The 22,866-nt window shown below is 65.5% G+C and carries 24 protein-coding genes, 2 tRNA genes and 2 pseudogenes; 13 read left to right on the forward strand and 15 right to left on the reverse strand.

All coding sequences use genetic code 11. The features are described from left to right. Positions 1-48: 48 nt before the first annotated feature. The 3 genes and pseudogenes from FXF75_RS03995 (at position 49) to FXF75_RS04005 (ending at position 2,042) form a co-directional block, all read left to right on the forward strand. Positions 49-980 (forward strand): annotated as a pseudogene (locus FXF75_RS03995) (DMT family transporter). 41 nt (positions 981-1,021) lie between these two features. Further along, positions 1,022-1,240: a hypothetical protein gene (locus tag FXF75_RS04000; protein WP_163520234.1), complete on the forward strand. Its 219-nt coding sequence runs from the start codon at positions 1,022-1,024 to the stop codon at positions 1,238-1,240. A gap of 346 nt (positions 1,241-1,586) precedes the next feature. Continuing rightward, positions 1,587-2,042 carry a hypothetical protein gene (locus FXF75_RS04005; protein ID WP_163520235.1) on the forward strand — a complete coding sequence of 152 codons (456 nt, stop codon included), beginning with the start codon at positions 1,587-1,589 and terminating at the stop codon, positions 2,040-2,042. A gap of 172 nt (positions 2,043-2,214) precedes the next feature. Here FXF75_RS04005 and FXF75_RS04010 read toward each other — a convergent pair whose 3' ends face one another. Continuing rightward, positions 2,215-2,511, reverse strand: coding sequence for a hypothetical protein (locus tag FXF75_RS04010; RefSeq protein WP_163520236.1), 297 nt, complete (start codon positions 2,509-2,511; stop codon positions 2,215-2,217). A gap of 393 nt (positions 2,512-2,904) precedes the next feature. On the opposite strand from FXF75_RS04010, the gene FXF75_RS04015 reads away from it, so the two are divergent. Next, positions 2,905-3,138: a MarR family transcriptional regulator gene (locus FXF75_RS04015; protein ID WP_163520237.1), complete on the forward strand. Its 234-nt coding sequence runs from the start codon at positions 2,905-2,907 to the stop codon at positions 3,136-3,138. A gap of 157 nt (positions 3,139-3,295) precedes the next feature. Next, positions 3,296-3,742 carry a hypothetical protein gene (locus tag FXF75_RS04020; protein ID WP_163520238.1) on the forward strand — a complete coding sequence of 149 codons (447 nt, stop codon included), beginning with the start codon at positions 3,296-3,298 and terminating at the stop codon, positions 3,740-3,742. Positions 3,743-4,145: 403 nt separating this feature from the next. Here FXF75_RS04020 and FXF75_RS04025 read toward each other — a convergent pair. Continuing rightward, positions 4,146-4,295, reverse strand: a tRNA-Met gene (locus FXF75_RS04025). A gap of 234 nt (positions 4,296-4,529) precedes the next feature. Here FXF75_RS04025 and FXF75_RS21975 point away from each other — a divergent pair. Then, positions 4,530-5,846, forward strand: a complete 1,317-nt coding sequence (locus FXF75_RS21975) for a hypothetical protein (protein ID WP_205427161.1) — start codon at positions 4,530-4,532, stop codon at positions 5,844-5,846. 26 nt (positions 5,847-5,872) lie between these two features. Here the strand turns inward: FXF75_RS21975 and FXF75_RS04035 are convergent, their stop codons facing one another. After that, a complete protein-coding gene (locus tag FXF75_RS04035; protein WP_240334489.1) occupies positions 5,873-6,298 on the reverse strand; it encodes a DUF5830 family protein in 426 nt (141 codons plus the stop codon). Between the two features lie 165 nt (positions 6,299-6,463). Between FXF75_RS04035 and FXF75_RS04040 the strand changes: the two genes are divergently transcribed. The 5 genes from FXF75_RS04040 to FXF75_RS04060 all read left to right on the forward strand — a co-directional run bounded on the left by FXF75_RS04040 (position 6,464) and on the right by FXF75_RS04060 (position 9,949). Continuing rightward, positions 6,464-7,087 (forward strand): VTT domain-containing protein, encoded by a 624-nt coding sequence (locus FXF75_RS04040; protein ID WP_309221749.1) that lies wholly within the window; start codon positions 6,464-6,466, stop codon positions 7,085-7,087. A 132-nt stretch (positions 7,088-7,219) separates the two neighbouring features. Further along, entirely contained in the window at positions 7,220-7,759 is a 540-nt protein-coding gene (locus FXF75_RS04045; protein WP_163520240.1) for a hypothetical protein, read from the forward strand. Between the two features lie 65 nt (positions 7,760-7,824). Beyond that, positions 7,825-9,333, forward strand: coding sequence for a molybdopterin-dependent oxidoreductase (locus FXF75_RS04050; protein ID WP_163521093.1), 1,509 nt, complete (start codon positions 7,825-7,827; stop codon positions 9,331-9,333). A 37-nt stretch (positions 9,334-9,370) separates the two neighbouring features. Next, positions 9,371-9,646, forward strand: coding sequence for a winged helix-turn-helix domain-containing protein (locus tag FXF75_RS04055; RefSeq protein WP_163520241.1), 276 nt, complete (start codon positions 9,371-9,373; stop codon positions 9,644-9,646). 15 nt (positions 9,647-9,661) lie between these two features. Further along, entirely contained in the window at positions 9,662-9,949 is a 288-nt protein-coding gene (locus FXF75_RS04060) for a hypothetical protein (RefSeq protein ID WP_163520242.1), read from the forward strand. Positions 9,950-10,006: 57 nt separating this feature from the next. Here the strand turns inward: FXF75_RS04060 and FXF75_RS23430 are convergent, their stop codons facing one another. From FXF75_RS23430 to FXF75_RS04070, 4 genes are all read right to left on the reverse strand, one after another. Beyond that, positions 10,007-10,168 carry an HVO_2523 family zinc finger protein gene (locus FXF75_RS23430; protein WP_205427164.1) on the reverse strand — a complete coding sequence of 54 codons (162 nt, stop codon included), beginning with the start codon at positions 10,166-10,168 and terminating at the stop codon, positions 10,007-10,009. Positions 10,169-10,205: 37 nt separating this feature from the next. After that, positions 10,206-11,294: an arylsulfotransferase family protein gene (locus FXF75_RS04065; protein WP_205427166.1), complete on the reverse strand. Its 1,089-nt coding sequence runs from the start codon at positions 11,292-11,294 to the stop codon at positions 10,206-10,208. Then, positions 11,264-11,452 (reverse strand): hypothetical protein, encoded by a 189-nt coding sequence (locus tag FXF75_RS21985; RefSeq protein ID WP_205427168.1) that lies wholly within the window; start codon positions 11,450-11,452, stop codon positions 11,264-11,266. Before FXF75_RS21985 ends, FXF75_RS04065 begins: the two co-directional genes overlap by 31 nt. Positions 11,453-11,593: 141 nt before the next feature. Next, positions 11,594-14,686 carry an adenosylcobalamin-dependent ribonucleoside-diphosphate reductase gene (locus FXF75_RS04070; protein ID WP_163520243.1) on the reverse strand — a complete coding sequence of 1,031 codons (3,093 nt, stop codon included), beginning with the start codon at positions 14,684-14,686 and terminating at the stop codon, positions 11,594-11,596. 396 nt (positions 14,687-15,082) lie between these two features. On the opposite strand from FXF75_RS04070, the gene FXF75_RS04075 reads away from it, so the two are divergent. After that, a complete protein-coding gene (locus FXF75_RS04075; RefSeq protein ID WP_163520244.1) occupies positions 15,083-15,262 on the forward strand; it encodes a hypothetical protein in 180 nt (59 codons plus the stop codon). A 250-nt stretch (positions 15,263-15,512) separates the two neighbouring features. On the opposite strand, the pseudogene trpG reads toward FXF75_RS04075, so the two are convergent. The 4 genes and pseudogenes from trpG to trpD all read right to left on the reverse strand — a co-directional run bounded on the left by trpG (position 15,513) and on the right by trpD (position 19,405). After that, positions 15,513-16,129, reverse strand: a pseudogene (trpG, locus tag FXF75_RS04080) (anthranilate synthase component II). Then, complete coding sequence (gene trpE / locus FXF75_RS04085) at positions 16,126-17,742, reverse strand: anthranilate synthase component I (RefSeq protein ID WP_163520245.1); 1,617 nt, start codon at positions 17,740-17,742, stop codon at positions 16,126-16,128. The pseudogene trpG and the gene trpE overlap by 4 nt, the downstream one beginning before the upstream one ends. After that, entirely contained in the window at positions 17,739-18,404 is a 666-nt protein-coding gene (locus FXF75_RS04090; RefSeq protein WP_163520246.1) for a phosphoribosylanthranilate isomerase, read from the reverse strand. Before FXF75_RS04090 ends, trpE begins: the two co-directional genes overlap by 4 nt. Further along, positions 18,401-19,405 (reverse strand): anthranilate phosphoribosyltransferase, encoded by a 1,005-nt coding sequence (trpD, locus tag FXF75_RS04095; protein WP_163520247.1) that lies wholly within the window; start codon positions 19,403-19,405, stop codon positions 18,401-18,403. Before trpD ends, FXF75_RS04090 begins: the two co-directional genes overlap by 4 nt. A gap of 419 nt (positions 19,406-19,824) precedes the next feature. Between trpD and FXF75_RS04100 the strand changes: the two genes are divergently transcribed. After that, positions 19,825-19,898: transfer RNA gene (locus FXF75_RS04100), tRNA-Val, on the forward strand. A gap of 143 nt (positions 19,899-20,041) precedes the next feature. Here the strand turns inward: FXF75_RS04100 and FXF75_RS04105 are convergent. The 4 genes from FXF75_RS04105 to FXF75_RS04120 form a co-directional block, all read right to left on the reverse strand. Continuing rightward, positions 20,042-20,893 (reverse strand): ubiquinol-cytochrome c reductase iron-sulfur subunit, encoded by an 852-nt coding sequence (locus FXF75_RS04105; RefSeq protein ID WP_163520248.1) that lies wholly within the window; start codon positions 20,891-20,893, stop codon positions 20,042-20,044. 179 nt (positions 20,894-21,072) lie between these two features. Further along, complete coding sequence (locus FXF75_RS04110; RefSeq protein WP_163520249.1) at positions 21,073-21,633, reverse strand: hypothetical protein; 561 nt, start codon at positions 21,631-21,633, stop codon at positions 21,073-21,075. Between the two features lie 2 nt (positions 21,634-21,635). Then, a complete protein-coding gene (locus tag FXF75_RS04115; protein ID WP_205427170.1) occupies positions 21,636-22,304 on the reverse strand; it encodes a hypothetical protein in 669 nt (222 codons plus the stop codon). Between the two features lie 150 nt (positions 22,305-22,454). Continuing rightward, on the reverse strand, positions 22,455-22,799 hold the full coding sequence (locus tag FXF75_RS04120) for a lycopene cyclase domain-containing protein (RefSeq protein ID WP_309221750.1): 345 nt from the start codon (positions 22,797-22,799) through the stop codon (positions 22,455-22,457). Between the last annotated feature and the right edge of the window lie 67 nt (positions 22,800-22,866).

A 22,866-nucleotide genomic window follows, 5' to 3' on the forward strand; every position in this document is an offset into this window, starting at 1 on the left:
CCTGTCGTCCTTCGAAACGTTGACTCCCCGGCGGCGTCCAGTTCCGTCGTGACCAGATACCGGAACGTCGCGCTGTTCGTCGTGCTTGCCGCCGTCTGGGGGTCGGCGTTCATGGCCATCAAGGCCGGACTCGAATACTTCCCGCCGGTCCTCTTCGCCGCGATTCGGTACGACATCGCGGGCGTCCTGATGTTGGGATACGCCGCCTACGCGACCGACCGCTTGCGGCCGCGCGGTCGGAGCGAGTGGGCGCTCGTCCTCGTCGGCGGGTCGCTGATGATAGCCGCCTACCACGCCTTCCTGTTCGTCGGCGAGGGGTACGCCAGCGTGACGAGCGCTGTCGCGGCGGTCGTCTCAGTCTCAGTCCCGTCCTCACGACCGGGTTCGCGCGCGTCCTGCTCCCGAGCGAACGTCTGACCCCGGCGGGAATCGCAGGTCTGCTGTTGGGTCTCGTCGGCGTCGTGGTTCTGAGCGACCCGAACCCGAACAACCTCGTGAACGCCAGCGTGGTGGGCAAGTCGCTGGTGTTCGCCGCGGCCGCGTCGTTCGCGCTCGGGAGCGTCCTGACCCGCCGCATCGAGACCGAACTACCCATCGAGACGATGGAGGCGTGGTCGATGGTTCTCGGCGCGGCTATAATGCACATCGTCAGCGTCGCCCGGCCGAGCGAGTCGTTCGCCGCGATTCGGTGGACGCCCGAAGCCATCGCCGCGATGGCCTACCTCTCTATCGCCGCGAGCGCTCTCGGGTTCCTCGTCTACTTCGACCTGCTGGACCGCCTCGGTCCCATCGAGATTAATCTGGTGTCCTACGTCGCGCCGGTGTTCGCGGCGCTCTCGGGATGGTGGTTCCTCGGCGAAGGCATCGACCTCACTACCGCCGCAGGGTTCCTGATAATCTTCGCCGGGTTCTGCCTGATGAAACGGAAGGTACTGGCCCGCGAACTCCCCCATCTCAGGGCCGCGGTCACGAGAGAGTGACTCCACAAGGACTTTAGCCACCCGACGAACACCACGCCGCAATGACTGACCGCGGTACCGAGTTCGTGGGTGTCGCCTCCGAGCAAACTCGTCCGGAACCGAATCGGTCGCGGGCCGCCACGGCGCTGTTCGTCGTCGGACTGATGACCGTCGTCGCAAACAGTACGCTGTACTTCTTCGGTGTGGATTCGTTCTCACATCCTGCGGTTTCGGTGCTCGCTCTCTCGTTGCTGGTGCCCCTGTATCTGCAGGAGCGCTGAACGCGGAGGGACCTGACCGAAGTCCGGTCCGCCTCACCCTCTCCGCCGGTCGTCTGGCCACAATCGCTTTTCCTGCAACTCTGGTATAGCACGTACTTCCGATGAAGGCGTTCACCATCACGCACTCGACGGCCCTCGCAGTTGGACTCGGCATCGTCCTCGTCGCGGGTACCGTCGGGGGCGCGCGACGTTCCACACGGAACCGAGCAGCACCGTCCAGCGAACGACCACTGCGGTCGCAGACGGTACGGTCGCGCTTCAGAACGAGAGTGACAACGCCTCGACCGTCCCGGCGAACAAAACCATCGAAGCGATACGGACGGTCGAGAACCGGACGAACGGGACCGTGGTCGGAGCGAGACTTCGCGGTGAGGGAGGCGGGGAACTACAGCGGTCCACGTTCGTCTACGAAATCGACGCGCTGGCGGCTAACGGGACGCTCCTCACGGTGGAGGTGTACGCCGGAAACGCGACGGTAATCGACACGACGCGGGCGAACGAGAGCGGCGGTATCCTCGGCGACCTGTTCGGGTCGAACGACGGGGTGCCAGACGAGGCCCGCAACACGAGTTCACTTCGGTCGGCCGCCGAGGCGGTGGGACTCGCGGTGAACCAGACCGAGTCCGACCCCGCGAACCAGACCGTAACCGAAGTCAAACTCGGAACCCGGAACGACTCGCTAGTTTACACGGTGACGCTGTTCGCACCCGGCGGCGAACCGCGCGAGATAGTGGTGGCCGCGAAGAAGGGGGGCGACGCTGTCGTCACGACTGACCCTCAGTCCGCGCGGACTGTCCCCTGAGTCCGTCACTCCGCCTCGGTCGCTCGCTCGAACTGCTCGTCGGTGAGGTCGATAGTCGCGGTACCACAGGTCGCTGCGCATTGGTCGCCCGTACGCGTCGAACGCGAACTGTCACTAGACGAGGGTTCGAGAAGTTCGGTGGGGAGAGAAGAGATGGAGGGCCGAAGCGTCGTCACTCCCGCTTGTGGCCGTGACCTGCGAGGAGGGCCGCGAGGTTCAGGACGAGGAGACCGACGAAGGTCAGCAGTTCACCCTGCGTCGAGATGCCGGCCAGCAGCAGCGGCACGTAGAGGAACGGGAGGGCGATTGCCGACCAGAAACTGACGACTTCGAGCGGGGTCGTGAGGGCGTGTTCTCGATAGCGGTCAGACAGGGAGGCGAGTCGGCGACTCGTCGCGGTCGTCTCACCGGCGTCTGGCGAAGAACCGACGGCGGACTTGCTTTCGTTTTGGAGGGGTGATTCGGTCATGGGCGTTCCGACCTCGTTCCTTCGTTGGAGGGCGAGGGTCATATAACGGGAAGAGTGTTAGCGCGATTTCAGAATCTTCATCCACTGGACGAACGAAAACTGTACATTTTATAACTGCTTCTAATGGCTTCATAAAATTTAAAACCGAATCTAAGGGTTTTTCACTCATTTTATACGCGTGCAGAAATGCGGGGATAACCGTCGGCGAAACGCGGTAATCAGGTGTTGCCTGTGTCACGTCGCCCCGAAATCAGGGACCCTCCAAACGGGCAGTACGCTTCGAACGGCGGTTTCTCTCTACAGGTAGAAGGACGCAGTCGAGCGCGAGGTCGGCAGAAAAGGATGAAGATGCCGCGCGAGAAACGACCACACATGTGCGAGCAGGGAGATTGGATGCGACCAGAGGACGACCACTTGCTCGCCTTGCTCCGTACCGAGCGTAAGGATACGTTCACCGCCATCGCCGCGCAACTCCCGTTCCCGCGCGAGCGAGTCGCCGAGCGCTGTCGGACGCTGGCGTCGTACGGTCTGGTCGAACACCTCGGCAGCGACATTTACACCATCAGTCCGCTCGGGGAGCGGTATCTCGACGGTGAAGTCGAGGCGGCGGAACTGGAAGAGTGCTGACTCGGACGCAAGTAACCCCGGAGATATTCCCGAACACGTACTGCACACCGGTTACTCCGTTGTCGAGACGACTAAGGCCGAGCAAAATAGTGGACCGAACTGCAACGGTGGTACAGACGTTCGGGAACTCCGAAACGATACGTCCCTAGTTTCGGAGATGGCCGCAACGGTCGAAACCGACCGGAACCGACGGGACTGGTGGCGGTGTTTAGGAGGTCTCCCTGAGTGGAGCGACGTACGAGCGGGCGTCCTCGCCCGCACTCTACCCACCATGGCCGTAACTACGAACCCCGAACACGTGAATCGCGAAACGACGTTCGAACTACTGAGCAATCCCGTCCGCGAGGCGATTATCTCGACCCTCCACGAGTCCGGGTCCGTCGAGCGGGAACGCCTAACCGAGACGCTGACGACCGACACCGACGAGGGCGCTCGTCGCCGGACTCGCATCGCGCTTCACCACAACCACCTCCCGAGACTGGCCGACGCCGGGTTGCTAGTCTACGACGAGGAGACGGTGACTGCGACGAGTCGGTTGGCGGCCGTCGCCGACCGAGTGGCGGCGCTCGACGAACTCGACGACTCCCTCACGCGAGCCGAATAGCGATGGTCGTTCACGCGCTTCAGTGCACGGAGTGTACCGAGACCAGAATCGGCCGCGACACCGAGGACGGCGTTCGCCCAGTCAAGCGTGCGTGTCCGAACTGCGGGTCCACGTCGGCGGTACCGTTGGCGACGACGCAGACGAACTGAGTCGCGCCGGGGGCCTCCTACGACGGGTGACTCGCCGTCGGCGGTGTCACTTCTTGCGGCGGCCGATATGAGGAGGACTATCGCCAGTCTCAGGTCGTGGTATCGCCGTCTCATCGCTCGTCGAGACGGTTCGATACCCGAACAAACGCATTACGTATCCTACAATACGGATTTTAGTGTCCGATAGTTCGTGTCGGGTTCGACGAGTTCATCGCCGAGAACAGAGGCTACCGGAGGAAACAAAATCCTGAGAATGCCCGGGGAGGGCTCCGAACCCTCGATCTCCGCATGACCCAGGTACGAGGCTCGGCGGGCCCCTTGGGCATGGGAGGCTTCCAAGGCCTGAGCACCGAATCTCAGTAACCCTATGAGTGCGGCGCTATGTCCAGCTAAGCCACCCGGGCTCGGTTTCGAGTAGGGCGGTTCTACTCTTTAAAGTTCTCATCTCGAACGGGTTCGCCACACCGAAGCACGGAGGTTCCGGCGGTCGGCGGGAACGTCCGTTGCAGGGCGACGAACCCACGACGACGAACGGTTGGCCGACCGTCACGCTTGCGGACTGAGGCGTGTCACACCGCGTGAATAAACCGCGGCACTCACCCGGCGGATTTAAGCCGGGGGGATAATCATACCTGAGCATGAACGTTCCCGGAATCGTACAGTCCCGACTCGACGGCGAACAGGTCGCGGCGAAGGTGTCCCTCGGCGGTGAGGACGGTCTCTACGTGACCCGCACGCGGACCCTCATCTACCGCGCCGACGGACTCCTGAGCGACGAGTCCGTCGAGGAGTACCCTCACGAGGCCGAGCGAATCGAAATCTCGGAGGGGCGACGCAAGTCGTCGGTCGAACTCGATTACGGTATCGACGGCGAAGAGAAGTTCAAGGTGCCGAGCAACCGACTCTACGAGGCGCTCCACCCCGTGCTGGCGGGCGTGCTGAACGCCGCGGACGTGACCGGACCGGACGAGACGGTCAAGCAGACCTACCAGTTCAGCGAACTCACGCTCGTCATCACCAGCGAACGCGTCGTCAAACACGTCGGCGCGGCGGTCTGGGACCAGGACTACGAGGAGTTCCACTTCGACGACGTGACTGCCCTCGACGTGGAGAAAGGCAGCGTCTCCTCCCAGATAATCATCGAGAGCGCTGGCCGACCCCAGCGCATCAAGACCCCGAGCGACCAGACCCGAGAGGTCCGCGAGCGCATCGAGCGCGCACTGCTCGAACACCACGACAAGGGTTCCTACGAGGAGTTCGCCCGCGAACACGCCGACCCGGACGACCACGCCGAGGCCGAAGGCGAGCAGTCCGCCGAGACCGAGTCCGCGAACGACAGTGACGCCGACCCGCTGGCCGGTGGCGGCGTCGCCCCCATCGACGCTAATCCTCCGGAACTCGACGACGACGGTGCGATTATCGAGAACGAGGAGAGCGTGACGACCGCCGAGCGTGACGACGAGGACGCGGTGAGCGCCGCCGAGGCGAGCGACGCCGCGGCGAAGGCCGCCGCAGCGAGTTCGAACGCGTCGGAACCCGCCGAGCGCACCGACGACGTCAGTTCGACCGAAACGCGGACCGCCGACGGTGCGTCGGCGGCCGACGGCGCAACGCAGTCGGTGGGCACCGACGACGTGGCTCTGACCGACGACCCCGCCGACGCGAGCGGGACTGCCACCGCGACGGCGACCGGCGACGCGGCCGCAAGTTCGGGAGAGAACGGCGAGTCGGTCGGGAGGGCTGACTCCGACGGGATGGCTGGCTCAGACGCCGCGAGTGACTCGGAAGGGTTCGCCGACTCCGGCTTCGAACCGGCGAGTTCGGAGACCGAGCGCGACTCCACCGAGGAGCAACTGGCGGCGTTGACCGAGGCGGTCCAGCGCCAGAACGAACTGCTCGCCGAGCAACAGCGGACGCTCGAGACGCTCATCGAGGAACTCAGTCGCGGTCGGTGAGCGCGGGTCCCCCTCACTTCGGACGCTCAGTCCCGGCCGGTGACCTTCCGGATGCACTCCGGGCCGAACGCGCCGTGTTCTCCCGCGTCGAGTTTGATGAAGTACCCCGTCGAGATGCCCGCACCGCATCGGCGACACGAGAACTCTCCCTCTTTGGTGACGACCTCGCTCTGAAAACTGACGTACCCGCCGCCGGTGGTCTTCACGATACCGTCCTCGCGCTCGATGAAGCCCCGCTTCTCGGCCTCGTCCAGAATCTTCCGCGTGGTCGCGGGGTGTGTCGTGACGGTCTCGATTCGGTCCACGGCCTCGGCGACCGATAACTCGGGGTGTTCGAGCTTCGAGAGGAATTCGACGCCCACCTCCACGGGGTCCGCGTCTCCGTTCTCACGGTCCGCGTCGCTGTCGGAGTCGCCGGGCGCGGCGTCCTCGCCTGCGGCGTCGTCGGCCATCGCTTCGGAGTCGGCCGCGAGACGGATTAAAGGTTGCGCGAGACCGGGTATCGAACGCGACGCCGTCGAAGCCCGACTTCGGTCGAAACTCGCGGTCCGACCCAAAAAGCGGATACCCACCGAACGAAAACCCACGGAGCGATGACCGCCGTCCCGCGCCGCCAAGTGGCAGGGCTCGCCCTCCTCGCCGTCGTCGCGGCCGCGAGCGTCCTCGCCGGACCGGAGTACCTTCTGGCAACCGCCCGACGACTCGCCGACCGACCGCTCCGTTTCGGCGTCCTGCTCGTCGGCGTCTACCTCGTCCGACCGCTGTTCGCGTGGCCGACCACGCTCGTCGCCGTCCTCGCGGGGTACGCCTACGGTCCCGTCGTCGGCTTCCCCGTCGCGCTCGCCGGGACGACCGCGAGCGCGCTCGTGCCGTTTCTCGTCGCGCGCTATCTCGGCGCGGGGTCGGGGCTGGTCGCGCGCCTCGGCGACTCCGGCGAGCGGTTCTTCGCCGCGACGGGCGACCTGCGCGGGATGGTCGCCTCTCGACTCGCGCCCGCGCCCTCCGACCCCGTCTCCGCCGCGGCGGGTCTCTCCGGCGTCTCCACGGGTGCGTTCGTCGCCGGGACGGCCGTCGGCGAGGTTCCGTGGACCGTCGCGGCCGTGCTCGCGGGGAGTTCGCTCGACGGACTCTCGACCACCGGCCTGTCCGCGGTCAGTTGGGAACTCGTCGCCGCGGCGGCCGCGGTGGCGGTCGCGCTGCTCGCCGGTCCGGCCTACCGCGCCGCGAGCGCCCGCCGGTAGTTCGGCCGCGACCGGCGGGCCGTTACCGCCGACGAATTCGGAACGAAATTGGAACGGAGTCGGAACGGACTCCGAACGAAGCGGGTGAGAGTCCGAAAAACTCCTTTTAGGGTGGCTCTCGCCGGTAGAACCATGCGATTCGTAACTCCAGTTACGCTGGCGCTGGTCGTGCTGACAGTCTTCGCCGCACCGATTGCGGCCCAAGAGACGGTGGCCGAGTGCGGCCCGACGACCAACGACGGGATGATGGCCAACGAGACGATGGGTGAGACGACCGAAATGATGGAGAACGAGATGACTGAGACGATGGGCGGCGATTCGACGAACGACTCGACGGGCGAAACGACCGAATCGATGGACGGGACGTCGAACGAGAGCACCACGGAGTCCATGGCCGGTTCGATGAACGACACCACGACCGGGACGATGGACGACTCGACGAGCGAGACGACCGCCTGTTCGGACGAGTCGATGGGAGGCGATTCGATGGCGGACGACACCACAGAGATGGGCGACTCCATGGCCGACGATACCACAGAGATGGACGACTCGATGAACGACACGACCGGCGCGCCCAAGAGCGGGTCGAGCGCGTTCGCGCCCGGGTTCGGAATCGGAGCGGCAATCGCCGCACTGGCGGCGGCGTTGTACGTCGCACGGGGGCGACCGTGACTGACGCACCCGGCGAGTCGGCGGACCGCTCGGACCCGTCTGTCGGGGGCGGTGACCGCCGTACCCTGCTCGAATCGGCCGTCGTCGCCGCCTCGGCGGGCGTCGCGGCCGTCGCCGGGTCGTACGCCGTCGCGGGTCTTACGCCCGCGTTCGTCGCCGCGCCGGTGAGCGACCTCGTGGTCGCCTCGACGCCCGACGCGGTAATCGCGTGGTCCATCCAGACCCTCGGCGACCTCGGGAGCCAACTCGGATTCCTGTTGGCGCTCGCGCTCACGGTGGCACTGTTCGCCCTGACGAGCGCGCTCGGAATCGCGCTCGCCGCCCAGTTCGAGGTCCCGGCGTCGCCGGTCGTCGCCGTGGCTGGCGTCGCCGCGGCGCTGGCGCTCACGGGGTCGGCCGCCTCCACGCTCGCCGCGGGCGCGAGCGCGGGTATCGTCGCGGGTCTGGCGTCGGTCGGCGGTGGCGCGGACGACGCGGGTTCGCCCGCACCGGGAACGGCCCGGCGGCGCGTCCTTCAGGCCGTCGCAGGTGCGTTCGCGGTCGGCGGGGCGGGTGCGGTCCTCGGGTCCGGCCGAGGCGACGAGATTCCGACCCCGGACGACGGGTCGGTCTCGGCCGACGTGGAGTCGCTCCTCGGCGAGGCCGAGGGGCGGTCTCTCGACGTGGAGGGCATCGAACCGCTCGTCAGCGAGCAGTTCTATCAGGTGGACATCAACAACGTGGACCCCACGGTGGACCGCGAGGACTGGACACTGGCCGTGACCGGCGCAGTTGAGGAGGACGTGGAGTTCGGCTACGACGAAATCGCGGGGATGTCGGAGTCGGTCGAACACCGCTTCGTCACCCTGCGGTGCGTCGGGGAGGGACTGAACGGCAAGAAGATGGACACCGCGCTCTGGACCGGCGTGCCGGTGACAGACCTGCTCGACGCGGCCGGTATCGACGCCTCGGGAAACTGCTGTGTCATGCTCCGGGCCGCCGACGACTACTTCGAGGAGTTCCCGCTGTCGGCCCTCCAGAACGGCTTCTTGGCCTTCGAGATGAACGGCCGGAGACTCCCCCGCAGTCACGGCTACCCCGTGCGGGCGCTGATTCCGGGCCACTGGGGCGAGATAAACGTCAAGTGGCTCACCGAAATCGAGGTGCTGGAACGGGAGGCGAAGGGCTACTGGGAGAAGCGCGGGTGGCACGGCACCGGCCCGGTCAACACCGTCGCCAAACTCCACGCCGTCAACCACCTCGACGGGGGCGAGATTCAGGTCGGCGGACACGCCTACGCGGGCACGCGAGGAATCCGGAAGGTCGAGGTCTCGACGGACGGCGGAGCGTCGTGGAGCGAGGCGACCCTCTCGGACCCGCTCCCCGCAGGCACCGGCGAGGCGGGTTCGGCGAGCGGACGGGCGGAGTCGGCCGAGGACGCGTGGCGACAGTGGGAGTACACTTACGAGGCCACGGCCCCGCACGAGGTGGTCGTGCGCGCGACCGACGGCGAGGGGACCCTGCAACCGAGCGAGGAGAGCGAGGCGTTCCCCAGCGGTCCGACCGGATGGGTCTCCAGACGCGTCGAGCCGTAAGTATAAGGGCCGTGACTGATAACCGAGGGACAGCGCGATGGACAAGGCGCTCTGGTACCTGCTCACGGCGACGCGCGGCGGGGAGAACCGCGCGCGCATCATCCGCGCGCTCTCGGAGCGCCCACGCAACGCCAACCAACTCGCGGAGGTTCTGGACGTGCGGTACAAGACGGTCCGCCACCACCTCGATATGCTGGAAGACCACGACGTGGTCGACCCCGGCGACAACGAGTACGGGAAACTCTACTTCCTCACCGACCAGTTCGAGCAGCACCGCGAAGCCTTCGAGGAGATTATGGAACACATCGAATGACACGGAGACGATAACATGAGTACGATACAGTTTGCCAGCGGAATCGCGGTCGTGAACATCCTCCTGCTCGGTCTGCTCACGTCCGTGTGGGTGCGCAACTACCGGAAGTTCCGCACGTCGCTGCTGCTCGGACTGGTCGCGTTCGGGAGCGTCATGCTCGCCGAGAACGTGGTCGCCATCTACTTCTTCTTCAGCATGAAGATGCTCTACTCGGGCGACCCCACCGTCCAGCAGGCCGTACTGGTGCTTCGCGGTCTCCAGTTCGTCGCCGTCGCGTTCCTGACGTGGGTGACGATGAAGTAGGCAGTCCGGACGAGAACCGGTCGGTCAGCGACGATCGAGGGAAGTGAGGGCGGGCGCTCAGTAGAAGGTGTCGGCGCAGTCCATGATGACGCCGTGGTTCGGACAGACGTACTTGCAGTGACGATGGTACATCGACTCCTCGCAGATGGGGCACGGTCGGCCGCCTCGCTCGGCCGTTCCGTCGGCCTTGGCGTCCGAACTACCGCCCGTGTCGCTCATAGCCGACAGTCACGCCGCGAGCGCCATCACTGTTTCCCTAACCCCGCGCGGCCAGAAGGTAGCCCCCGCGAATCCAGAGGACGGCCGCGACGCCGACCGCCAACAGGTGAAGTTCCGACACCCAGAAGGGGAGCGCGACGACGTGGCGAGCGCCCGCGAGGAGCGTCGAGAGGACCGGGACTTTCCGGTCGAAGAGACCCACGTCGGCCGTGTGACTATTACCGTAGGGCGACACCGAGTTCGCGGCCGATTCGCCGTGGGGCAGGCGGTCGGCTTCGTAGGGAAGCGACGGGACCGAGTAGCTCGCCGCGACGCTCCCGTTCTCGCGCACCTCGACCACGCGGTTGTTCCGGCTGTCCGTTATCAGCGTGTTGCCGTTCGGGAGGCGGTCGGCGTCCCGCGGCCAGTCGAGCGGGATGCCGCCGACCTTCGCCACCGACCACGCCTCCTCCCACGTATCGGTCGTGTCGTTCCGGTGGAGTTCGACCACGCGGTGGTTCTCGGAGTCGGCGACGAGGACCGCGTCTTCGCCGAGCCAGTGGGGGTTGTGCTGTTTGTCCAGCACGCCCGAGTCGGGGTTCTCGTTTACCACCTCGACCACACCCGACCCGCGCTCGACGACGAGCAGTTGGTTCATGTTCCGAATCGAGACGAGGTAGCGACCGTCTCCGATGCGGTCCACGTCGTTGAGGTGGAGCCAGTCGGTCGTCGTCGGGTCCTCCGGGCCGCCGTAGTGCTGGCTGGCGTTCCACGTCCAGACCCGGTCACCGGTCTTCGGGTTCAGTACGAAGATGCTCTCGAACTCCATGTCGGCGACGAGGACGTTCCCCGACGGGAGCATCTCGGCGTCGTGAACCTCGCTGTCCTCGCGCGTTCGGACCGGGTAGCTCCACTGCCAGACGACGCGCGGTTCGGGTTCGGGTTCGATGATTCGGACCCCGGTGCGCTTGCAGGGCGAGTCGTAGGGGCCGCAGTTCTGGTAATCGCCGGCCGCGAACGACGCCAACACGGACCCGTTGTCGAGTTGCTGGACGCTCTGGTAGCTGATGATGTCGCCGATGCTCCAGCGCACGTCGCCGCGACCGTCGAGCGCGGTCACGTTCCCGTTCGGTCCCGGTCCCTGCACGCCCACCAGTACCGACGTGTTGTCGCGTCCGCGGCCCCGGAGACGGTCTCGGTGTCGGGCGCGAGCGCCCAACTCGCGCCGAACGCCGCGACCAGCACGACCATCCCGACGACGAGAAACGCCACGCCGCGCCGGAACGAGTCGGTCAGTCCGAACACGGTCGTCCCTCCTGTGCGTCCCGGACGGTCCCCCGTCCCCCGTTCGAGTACATGTCCGACGAGAGTATGCTATCATCTGACGTAACGTCTCCGGCCGAACCGGACGCCGAAAAAGGAATCGCCGATTAGGTCACACCGCGTTCAGCACTCCGACCAGCCGCAGGACTCGCAGGTCTTGCAGCCTTCGGAGTAGTACAGCGACAGCGACCCGCAGTCGGGACACTCGGGACTCTCGCCCGAGTCGATGATGTCCTGCTGGTCGGCCTCCTTACTCGTCGCGACCCCGCCGCTACCGTCGGTTTCGGGGGCCTCGTCCTCGACTTCGGTGAGGTTCTGCTGTTGAGGGTAGGCCTTCTCGACTTCGCCGTCGAGGTACCGGCGCAGCGCCGTGCCGATGGCGTCGGGGATGGAGTTTATCTGCTCGCCCTTGTCCCACGCGACCTTCGGGCTACGGATGCCCTGTAGCTCGTCGGCTATCTCCTCGGGGTCCACGCCCGAGCGGAGCGCCGTCGAGATGGTCTTCGCCAGCGCCTCGGTGAACGAGGCGGTGAAGCCACCGGAGTTGCCAATGTTGGCGAACAGCTCGAAGGGTCGGCCCTGCTCGTCCTCGTTGATGTTGACGTAGAGTTTGCCGTACCCGGTGTCGATGCGCTGGGTGATGCCGTGGAGCACGTCCGGGCGCGGACGCTTCTCGGCGTACGCACCGTCGGCGTCCTCGCCGTCGGCGACTTCGAGGATGGACTCGATTTGCTCGTCGAGGTGAGCCTGAACCTCGTCGCTCTCGACGAAGCCCTCGATGCCGCCGAAGACCTCTCGAATCTGCTCGACCAGTTGCTCGGCGGCCTCGGACTCGTCGGCGAACTCCTTGTTGTCCGCGCGAGTGGTGAGAACCTGCTTGGAGCGGGTGCCGTCGCGGTAGACGGTCACGCCCTTGCCGCCGTTCTCGTAGATGTACTCGTAGACCTCCTGCATGTCCTCCTTACTGGCGTCGTTCGGGAAGTTGCAGGTCTTCGAGATGGCCGAGTCCACGCCCTCCTGACAGGCGCACTGGACCGCGGCGTGGTCCTTGCCCGAGAGGTCGGAGGTCACGACGAACAGTTCGCCGATGGCGTCCGGGACGGTTTCGAGTCCCTCGACGCCGTCGAACTCGTTGTTCGCCATCTGGTCTTGGGCCTCTCGCTTGACCTCCTCGACGTCGATGTCGTTGTCCTCCAGCGTCCGGAGGAAGTAGTCGTCGAACTCCACGAGCATCTCGTCGCCCTGCACGTCGTCGGAGACGTTCTTGTAGTAGGCGACGTTGTAGATGGGTTCGCAACCGCCCGTGGTGTTCCCGACCATCGACGTGGTGCCGGTCGGCGCGATGGTCGTCGTGTTGTGGTTGCGGACCGGGAAGCCGTCCTCCCAGTCGTCGGCGTTCAGGCCGGTCTGCTTCTCGAACCACTCGGCGTACTCGGTGGGGTTCGCGTACTTCGACTTGTCCCACTCCTCGAACGACCCGCGCTCCTCGGCGAGTTCGTGGGAGGTCCACTTCGACTCGTGGTTGATGTAGCGCATCAACTGGCGGGCAATTTCGTTCCCGGCGTCGCTCCCGTACTCGACGCCCAACTGGATGTAGAGCTGGGCCAGTCCCATGACGCCGAGACCGATTTTGCGCATCTCCCGGACCTTCTGCTCGATTTTGTCCACCGGGAAGTCCGACATCGTGACGACGTTCTCGAGGAAGCGCGTGCCGTACTCGATGCGGTGGTCGAAGTCGTCCCACGCCATCGCGTCGGCGAGGAAGGCGTCTACGGCGTCCTCGAAGCTGTCGTACTCGTCGCCGTGGTCGTCGTACCAGACGCGCCAGTCGGGCGCGTCGGTGTCGGCCAGCGTCGAGAGGTTGATGTGGCCGAGGTTACAGGCCTCGTACTCTTCGAGCGGCTGCTCGCCGCACGGGTTGGTCGCCAGAATCCGGTGGTCGGGGTGCTCCTCCACGTCGAACGAGTGTTCCTTGTTGACTCGTTCGAGGTAGATGACGCCGGGTTCGCCGTTCTCGTGGGCACCGTCCACGATGCGGTCCCAGACGAGTTCGGCCGGAACCGAGAGTTCCTCGCCGACCTCGACGTGTTCGCCGAGGTCGAACATCTCGTAGAGTTCCTTGGTGTGTTCGGTGGCGATGTGGGGTTCGCCGGTCCGCGGATTCGTGAAGGTGAACTCCTCGCCGTTCTGCACGGCCTCCATGAAGTCGTCGGTGATACCGACGGAGATGTTGAAGTTCGAGAGGTGACCTTCGGCGGCGTTCCGCAGGTGCTTGGGCACGCGCCCGTCCTCGTCGATGAGTTCGCGGGCCTCTTCGAGGGCCTCCTCGAACGAGTTGTGGGTGTAGTCGTCCGGGTCGTTCAGGCGGAGGGTCTCCGCGAGGCTGACGTCCTTGTTCTTGGCGTGGATGAACTGGATGACGTCGGGGTGCGAGACGCGCATGACGCCCATCTGTGCGCCGCGCCGGGCACCGCCCTGCGCGATGGTCTCGCACATCTGGTCGTAGGTCCGCATGAAGGTGATGGGTCCGGAGGCGATGCCGCCGGTACTGCCCACCGCGTCGCCGTAGGGTCGGAGCTTCCAGAACGCGTAGCCCATGCCGCCGCCGGACTGGAAGACCTGCGCGGCCTCCTTCGCGGTCTGGTGGATGTCGTCGATGTCGTCGGCCGGGGAGTCCACGAAACAGGCCGAGAGCTGCTGGAGTTCGTCGCCCGCGTTCATCAGCGTGGGCGAGTTCGGCATGAACGAGAGGTCTTCCATCAGGGTCTGGAACTCCTCGCGCACGTCTTCGACGTGGGCGCGAATCTCGTCGGGGAGTTCCGGGACGACGGTCTCGTAGGAGAACTTGTTGACGTTGTAGACGGAGAGCGTCGTTTCGACGTCGTCGTCGGCCGTCGTGCCCGCACCGAACACTTCCTCGGCGAGTTCGTCGCGCCGGGGGTGGTCGGGTTTGAGTTGGTCGGGCGTGACCGTGACTTCCTCGTCGCGCTTCTCGGCCTCGTAGACAGCCTCGGCCAGTGCGATGTTCTCGGCGACGCGCGGGAAGAGGTCCTCCTGCTCCTCGATGAGGTTCCCGTCGGCGTTCTTCCGGAGGTAACGCGCCGGGAGGATGTTGTGATAGGCGTTGCTGGTCAGTCGGTCTTCGAGCGTCTCTCCCTCGGTTCGCTTGATGGGGAGCGTGAGTTCGTCTGCCGTGAGTTCACCCGCACCGCTCATGCGTCGGTCACCTCGGGGGTCTGTACGTCGATTCTCGTTTCTCTGCAGGGGGTTGTGCGTTTCATTCGTGACGGAGATTTCGTTCTGAGGCCACCCAGATAAACATTTCTTTAACTTCTGCAAGTTTATTTGGACTGCGATGCCTCTGTTCCAAATTGTACGCTACCGCGACCGACCCGTCCGAGCGGACGGGGTGGATTCACGGCTGTCGGGTTGTCACTAAACGATAGCGTCCGGACCCTAATAAGAGTATGTAGACCTCGGTGAAAGTAGTCAACGAACTAGACGGCCTTCGGGAATGACACTGGTATCGCGCTTCAGCCTCCCGATTTCGGAGTCCGAGACGATGTTCCGTTGCCGATACGTTTACGGTGGTCCGGTCACCTCGATGCTACCATGAATCTCGTACTCGCGGCCGGACTGCTCGCAACGCCGCTGGGGAAACTGCTGGTCGGACTCGTCGCGCTCGCGGCCGTCGTACTCGTCGGCCGAATCCTGTTGAACGTCGCGTGGAAACTGCTCCTCGTCGCTATCGTGGTCGTCGGAGCGCTCTACACGACCGGTGTCCTGCTGTAACGCGACCCGAGGGTTTAGGTGCGAAGGCGGGGCCAATCCTGCTCGGACACGTCGCGCGGTCACGCGAGCGAAGCGAGCGTGGCCTCGGAAGTCGCAGTTCGTGCAGGAAGCGAACGCGACGGAGCAGAACCGACTTCCGGCGGTTGCGGACAGGAAGGTGGCGACTCAGTCACCAGCGTCGATGACTCCGCGACCGCCAGTCCGACTACCCTGAAAAGGCTGTGCCAAGCGACGAACCACCAGCAACACGCTACGCGACGTCGTCGAGGAAGTTCCGAATCACGTCGTGACCGACGGCCGTCAGGACGCTCTCGGGATGGAACTGGACGCAACGAATCGGATGCTCTCGGTGGCGAACGCCCATCACGAGTTCGTCTCCCTCGTGGTCGGTCGTCGCAGTCACCTCGAAGCAGTCCGGTACGTCGGTCGCCACCAGCGAGTGGTAACGACCGGCACGGAACCCCTGCTCCAGTCCCGCGTAGACGCCTCGGCCGTCGTGGTCCACGGGGAACGCCTTGCCGTGAATCGGTTCGGGCGCGCGGCGACCGACCCGCCGTAGGCGTAGACCGCGGCTTCGAGTCCGAGACACACGCCGAGCGTCGGCACCTCGGGACTCACCTCGCGGAACACGTCGAGCGTGACACCCACGTCGCGGTCGTTCTTCGGGTGTCCCGGCCCCGGCGAGACGATGATAGCGTCCGGGTCGGCCTCGCGCACGTCGGCGAGCGAGGCGGTGTTTCGGACGACTTCCGTCTTGGCGAACTCGCTCGTGTACTCCACGAGGTTGTAGGTGAACGAGTCGAAGTTGTCCACGAAGAGGACCTGCAGGTCGGTCGTCTCCGCCTCCGCACCGGCGCTCTCAGTCATCGTCCCACCTCCGGAGCGTCGGCAGCGTCCGCCGCGTCCGACTCCTCGATACGTTCGAGGGCGGTCAGGACCCCGTCCATCTTCTGCTCGGTCTCCTCGTACTCGGCGGCGGGGTCGCTGTCCGCGACGATGCCCGCTCCGGCCTGCACCGTGATTCGGTCGCTACCCGGGTCGCCGACGGTCGCGCGGGACTCGACCGTCGCAGTCCGGATGACGATAGCGAAGTCCGCGTCACCCGACCACGAGTAGTAGCCCACGCCACCGCCGTAGAGACCGCGGGCCGAGAGTTCGAGGTCGTCGATTATCTCCATCGCGCGAATCTTCGGCGCGCCCGAAAGGGTCCCGGCGGGGAACGACGCCCGGGTCGCGTCGAAGGGGTCGGAATCCTCGGCGAGGCGGCCCGTCACCGTGCTCTCGATGTGCTGGACGTGACTGTACTTGAGGACGTTCATGAACTCCTCGACCTGCACGCTCCCGGGTTCGCTGACCCGGCGCACGTCGTTGCGTGCGAGGTCCACCAGCATCGTGTGTTCGGCCCGCTCCTTTCCGTCGGCGAGCATCTCCCCCGCCAGACGCCGGTCCTCGACCGGACTCGACCCCCGTGAGCAGGTCCCGGCGATGGGGTTGGCCATCACCTCGCGGCCCCGGACCGAGACCAGCGTCTCGGGACTCGCGCCGACCACGGTCAGGTCGTCGTAGCCGAGCAGATACATGTACGGCGACGGGTTCACGTCTCGGAGCGCCTCGTAGAAGCCGAGGGGGTCCACGTCCCCGCGGAGTTCGCGCTTTCGAGAGATGACGCCTTGGTAGATGTCGCCGTCGAGGACGTGTTCCTTCGCGGTTCGGACCGCCTGTTCGTACTCGTCTCGCGGCCCGGCGGTCGCCGACTCCCGGACGAACCCGCCCGTCTCGGGGGCGTCGGCCGATTCGAGCAGGTCGGCCACGCGGTCGGCCTCCGCGCGGAGTTCGTCGTAGACCGCACCGGGGTCGTCCTCCGGTCCGACGAGCGGCGTAAACACGAGCGAGACCGTCCCCTCGCGGTGGTCGAACGCGACGGTCTTGGTGTTCAGGACGAACTGGGCGTCCGGGAACCGCGAGTCGGGACGCTCGACGCCGACCTCGTCGAGCCAGAGGTCGTACACCGCGTCGTAGGCCAGAAACCCGACCAGTCCGCCCTCGAAGTGCTGACGGTCCTCGTCGGGGAACCCGCGCTGTACGGCGTCCGGCATGGCCGACCGGAGCGCGTCGAGCGCGTCGCCCTCGTGGTCGGCCGAGACGTACCTCGCGGCCCGGCCGCCGAGCGATTCGACTCGCACGTCTTCGGGGTCTACCGTCACGACCGCCTCGGGGTCGTAGCCGACGTAGGAGTAGCGGGCGTGGCGGTCGCCCGACGCGTCCGGCGAGAACGCCCCGTCGGGGTCGCTGGACGCGGTCTTCTCCGCGCTCTCCAGCAGGAAGGCGTACTCCGAGGGGTCGGTCGCGGTCGAGCGCCCGGTCAGCGCCGCGTAGGCCGACAGCGGAGTCGTCGCTACGTCGAGTTGTGCTTCGACGCGAATCACGGCCGGGTCGTCGTGTCCGGCGAGGTCAGTGAACTGTGCGCGTTCCGGTCTCATGGCGTCGGAGTCGTGCGGGCGTGCTTCGCGGTCGTCACGAACTCGGCGACCGCGTTCGGGTCCTTTCGGCCGGGGATGGATTCCACGTCGTCGGCCTCCACGCCGCTCGCCACGTCCACGGCGAACGGTTCGACGGCGCGCACGGCGTCGGCCACGTTCGCCGGCGTCAGACCGCCAGCGAGGACGACCGGCGAGTCGAGCGTGGCGGCGAGTTCGGCGGTGCGCTCCCAGTCGTGGGTTCGGCCGGTGCCGCCCGCACCGTCGTCGTCCACCGAATCGACCAGCAGTCCGTCGGCCACCTCGTCGTAGCGCCGGGCCTGTTCGGGGTCGGCGGCGTCCACGACCTTGAGTACCTTCGCCTCGACGGTCGCGGTCAGGTAGGCGAGGTCGCCCGCACCCAACTCGCCGTGAATCTGGAGCGCGTCGGGTTCGACCGCGCGGACGAGTTCGACCGCACGCTCGGGCGAGTCGGGCATCGTCACGAGGACGGTCGTGACGAACGGCGGGGTCGCGTCGGCGAGTTCGACCGCGCGCTGAACGTCGATTTCCCGCGGGGAGTCCACCGGCACGTCCACGAGCAGACCGACCGCGTCTGCGCCAGCCTCGACGGCCACTTCGAGGTCCTCGTGACAGGTGAGACCGCAGATTTTCGTCCGCGTCATGCTCTCACGGAGCGACCGAGTTCGTCGAGTTGCTCGGCGGCCGCGCCGTCGTCGATGGCCTTCGCCGCGAGTTCGGCACCGTCTTCGAGGGAGTCGGCCGCCCCCGCCACGTAGATGGCCGCACCGGCGTTGGCGAGGATGATGTCGCGCTTCGCGCCGGTGACCTCGCCTTCGACGATGCCGCGGAGGTCCTCTGCGTTCTCCTCGGGAGTGCCGCCCGCCACGTCGGCCACGTCGTGGTGCTGGAGTCCGAGGTCGTCGGGTGTGATGGTGTACTCCTCGATGTCGCCGTCGTCGAGTTCCGCGACGGTCGTCTCCTCGTGGATAGCGATTTCGTCCATGCCCGACCCGTGGACGACCAGCGCACGCTCGACGTCCATCTTGCCGAGCGAGCGGGCGATGACCGGCACGAGGTCGTCTTCGAAGACGCCGACGACCTGTGCGTCGGCACCCGCGGGGTTCGTCAGTGGCCCGAGGACGTTGAATACGGTGCGCATGCCGAGTTCTCTGCGAGGGCCGATGACGGCCTTCATCGCGGGGTGGAACGCCGGCGCGTGCATGTAGCCGATGCCGTTGTCTTCGATGGTGGCCTCGACCGCCTGCGGGTCCGCGTCGAGGTCCACGCCGACCTCCTCCAGCACGTCGCTGCTTCCCGACGACGAGGAGACCGAGTAATTACCGTGCTTGGCGACCGGCACGCCCGCCGCGGACGTGACGATGGCGCTCGTGGTCGAGACGTTGATGGTGTTGTAGTCGTCGCCGCCGGTCCCGCAGGTGTCCACCAGCGGCGAGCGGTCTGGGTCGATGGTTCGGGCGGCGTCCCGCATCCCCTGCGCGAACCCGGCGATTTCGGTCTCGGTCTCGCCCTTCGCTCGGAGGGCGGTGAGCAGTGCGCCGATTTGGGCCTCGGTCGCGCCGTCGAAGACGGCCGTGGCCGCTTCTCGCGCTTCGTCGAGCGTGAGGTCCTCGCCGTCGGTGACGCGTTCGATATAGTCCTGCATTTGGAATCACCAATGTACTTCTTCGTCTTACAATGAACACAATCGTACATCGACTTAAAGGTGTCGGGGTGGGGAACGGGGCGTCGGTGGGACCGCGCCATCGGTTGTGCGACGGAGTACGCTCAATGCAGATATCTCCTCGGCGTTCGCAGTTGGTATTGACTGGCTATCGGGTACGGAGGTGTCCGAACACCGTGTTTGGTCTCGGGTGTAGCTAGTCTCGCTGAATCGCCCGGCGTACGAGGTGGGAAGCTCCGTCGTCCCAGAGTCTCTCCGGTACGTACGCGGTCCGCCGAGTCTGCCTCACGCCGAAACCGACGACCCTCATCGAAAAATCGCCAGAACGCGTCCGAATCCGAAAGGTTCAATTATCCCCCGGCCAAACGAAGAAATGCGTCCAACGGAGGCCGCACCAACATGGGTTTGTGGTCTAGTTGGTTATGACACCTCCTTGACATGGAGGAGGCCGGCAGTTCAAATCTGCCCAAACCCACTCCGTTTTTCACTTCGCCAAATCTGCAAGCAGTCGCTGCTTCGGTCATGAATCGAATGCCCAGTTTCGACGACGGAGTATCGTCTTCAGTTAGTTGAAGCGGGAGATTTCTGCCAGTCGAACTCCACGAATCACACTCTGCGTTACCCGGGCCGGGGGAAGGCGTTGAACGACAACTCGACCGGGGAGAACGGGTCGTACACCGACTGGTGACACTGGCAGTACACCGCGTCGGTCGCGTCGAACTTCGCGGCGTCTTTCGAGGAGTTGAACCCGGGCGTGCAACAGAAGTGGGTACACTTGTCGAGCCACGCGATGAAGTCCGATTCGGTGGCCGCACGGAGGAAGTCGGGGGCGTCACCTTTCGAGGGGAGGTCCGACACCTTCGGCGAGCGCAGCACCTGCACCGGGAGTTCCTGCACGTCCTGTTCGCCCTCCGACTGCGAGCGCCACGTCGTCTGAGCGGGCTTGCCTGCACCCGCCGACCCGATGTCGTTACTCCACTCCTCGTAGTCGGCGAAGTCGTCCACGTGGAGTTTCTGGCCGGGTTCGTGGTCGGCCTGCCACTCGTAGAGACCGGGCTTGGACCGCAGGAAGTTGTCTTGGTCGGCGTCGGGCCGTAACCCCTGTGCCGACTGGACGCCGCAGTACTGGAACCACCGTCCGGTGTACGTGACGCCGCCGATATCCTGTTCGGTAATCGTGACGGTGCTACCGTCCTTCAGTTCCCGCTCTTTGACCTCGGGCCAGACGCCCTTCAGGTACCCCTCGTCGTCGATGGTGAGGGGGACGAGGGGCATCCCTCGCGGGGCGGGACCGTCGGTGTTCTCGATACCGACGTAGTCCGTCGGCCCGCCGGTTCCACCGGCCACGGAGGTGGCCGAGTTTAGGACGGCGGTGGCACCGGTACCGACGCTGGCGAGCGTCGCCGAACCGACGACGCCTTTCACGAACCGCCGTCGGCCGTCCTCGGGTGGGTACTTGTCTGAATCCATCGGGACCGTTCGGAGGTCCGCCCGATAGTGTTGTATAGGTGATGAATGGTTCCAGACGGCTTGTAACTATAGAAAATTTTAAGTTTAGTTTTCGACTTCAGCGGTAGAGAGGGCACCGCGAACCGCGTAGGCGGCGCCTGAAGTCGCGATAGGGACGACCAACCGACGAGAGGAGAGGGCTACCCGAGTTCGTGCTCCGCGTCGCACATCGCCCGGAGTCGTCCGTAGGTCTCGTCGGCTATCACGTCCGGGTTCGCGCAGTAGACGCCGCGCACGTCCTGCGTACGGACTCGACTGGTCAAGGTCTGGAAAAAGCGACTCACGCGCGCGTCTTCGGTGTACGTGAGGAGGACGCCGAGCGCGTCTGTCAGGACCCACCCGCGACCGGGTTCGACGTACTGCATCGCGTCGGAGAACCGCATGGCCAGTCCGGTCAGGTCGTCGGGATTGACTGGGTCGGTCGTCCAGAGGTCGCCCTCGTACTCGTCGGTCGCGGGAACCACCGGGACGACGCCGACGTTGGCGGGGTCGTGTCCGGCGCGTTCGAGGCGCGTCTGGAGTCGGTTCGGGTGGTCCCGTGCCGAGACCACGAGGAGATTGTCGAACGCGCGGTCGGGCAGGGCGGAGACCGGGTCGGCGTCCGCCGGCGTGCGGACGAGCGTCTGCGTTCCGGCCGCGAGCGGGCCGTCCGTAAGTTCGTCGTCGGCCGTGACTTCGTCGGACCGCACTGCCTCCTCCATGTCTACGAGTCCTGAATTTCCGGCGGCGTCTCGCCCGCTCCGCTCGCGTGGCGCGCGTAGTACGTGTGCGCGACCGCTATGGAACCGAAGGCGGCCACGATGACGGTCGCCAGTACGACGTCGGGGACCGCTCCGAGCGGCGGGAGACCGAGCCACGCGCCCGTGAGGAGACCGAGACCTCCGACGGCGAGTCCCAGATACCAGTTACACCACGGGATATCTGGTCGGGATTCGAGGTCGAGATACACGTCGAGTTGTTCGGCCGCGTCCGAGAGTTCGACGATACCGCGATTCTGGTTGTACTCCACAATGCCCGCGTCGTCTAACTTGGGGAGGTGGGACTGGTACAGCGCAGTGTATACCCGTTTGCGTTCTGCGGCGGAAATCGCGTCTACCGTGATATCGTTCTCCCACGCCGCCACCTGCTCGGCCAACTCGGACAACTGGACCGAGTCGTCCGCGCGACGGAGATAGTGGAGAGCGTACCGTCGTCGTCGATTCTTGAGAACGTCGAAGACGAGATCGCGCGAGAGTTCCTCCTCGGTCTGCTCGTCGTCCTCTGAGTCGACGATATCGGAGACTTGCGATTCCGCGACAGCCGAATCCTGCTGGTCCGGAGTCTCCTCCGGTTCGGTGCTTTCTGTTCCGGATGAGTCACCAATGGTGCTCATTACTATGCCACCCCTTGCTCGTAACCCAGCATGGATAAGACACATCGCCCGGATTAGTCTTTGTTATTCACCATTTACCCGTTAGAAACCGTTGCTTACGAACAGTTGCACGTCCGTTCCAGCCACTCGCCGTCCCGCGGTAACCGCCGCTTACCCCCGGTTTTCGACCGTTCCAGACGACGGATGTCGCTCGTCGGTCTTGCGGAGGGTCTCGTGTATTCCCAGAACGAGCGCCGGAACGACCACCATGAACAGATGTTCCTCTATCGGGATACCGAGGAGTTCTACCCCGGTCCGAAGGGGAATCTCGAACACGCCGATACGGAGGGTGTACCAGTCCCACACGTAGGCGATTGGATAGAGCGCGCCGATAGTCCGGGCGGCCTGAACCAACGCACCGGCCCGGTAAAGGAGTCCTACCGCCACGGTTCCCCAGACGACTTCGGTCAGGAGGTAGGTGTACTGGCCGAACGCGGCACCGATGTCGGGTATCACTCGACCGAGTACGGTCGGCGTCGGCAAAAAACTCCGGTCGGAGGCGGACTCGGCCGTCGTACCCCCG

This window comes from Halorussus sp. MSC15.2, from assembly GCF_010747475.1.
Lineage (GTDB): Archaea > Halobacteriota > Halobacteria > Halobacteriales > Haladaptataceae > Halorussus.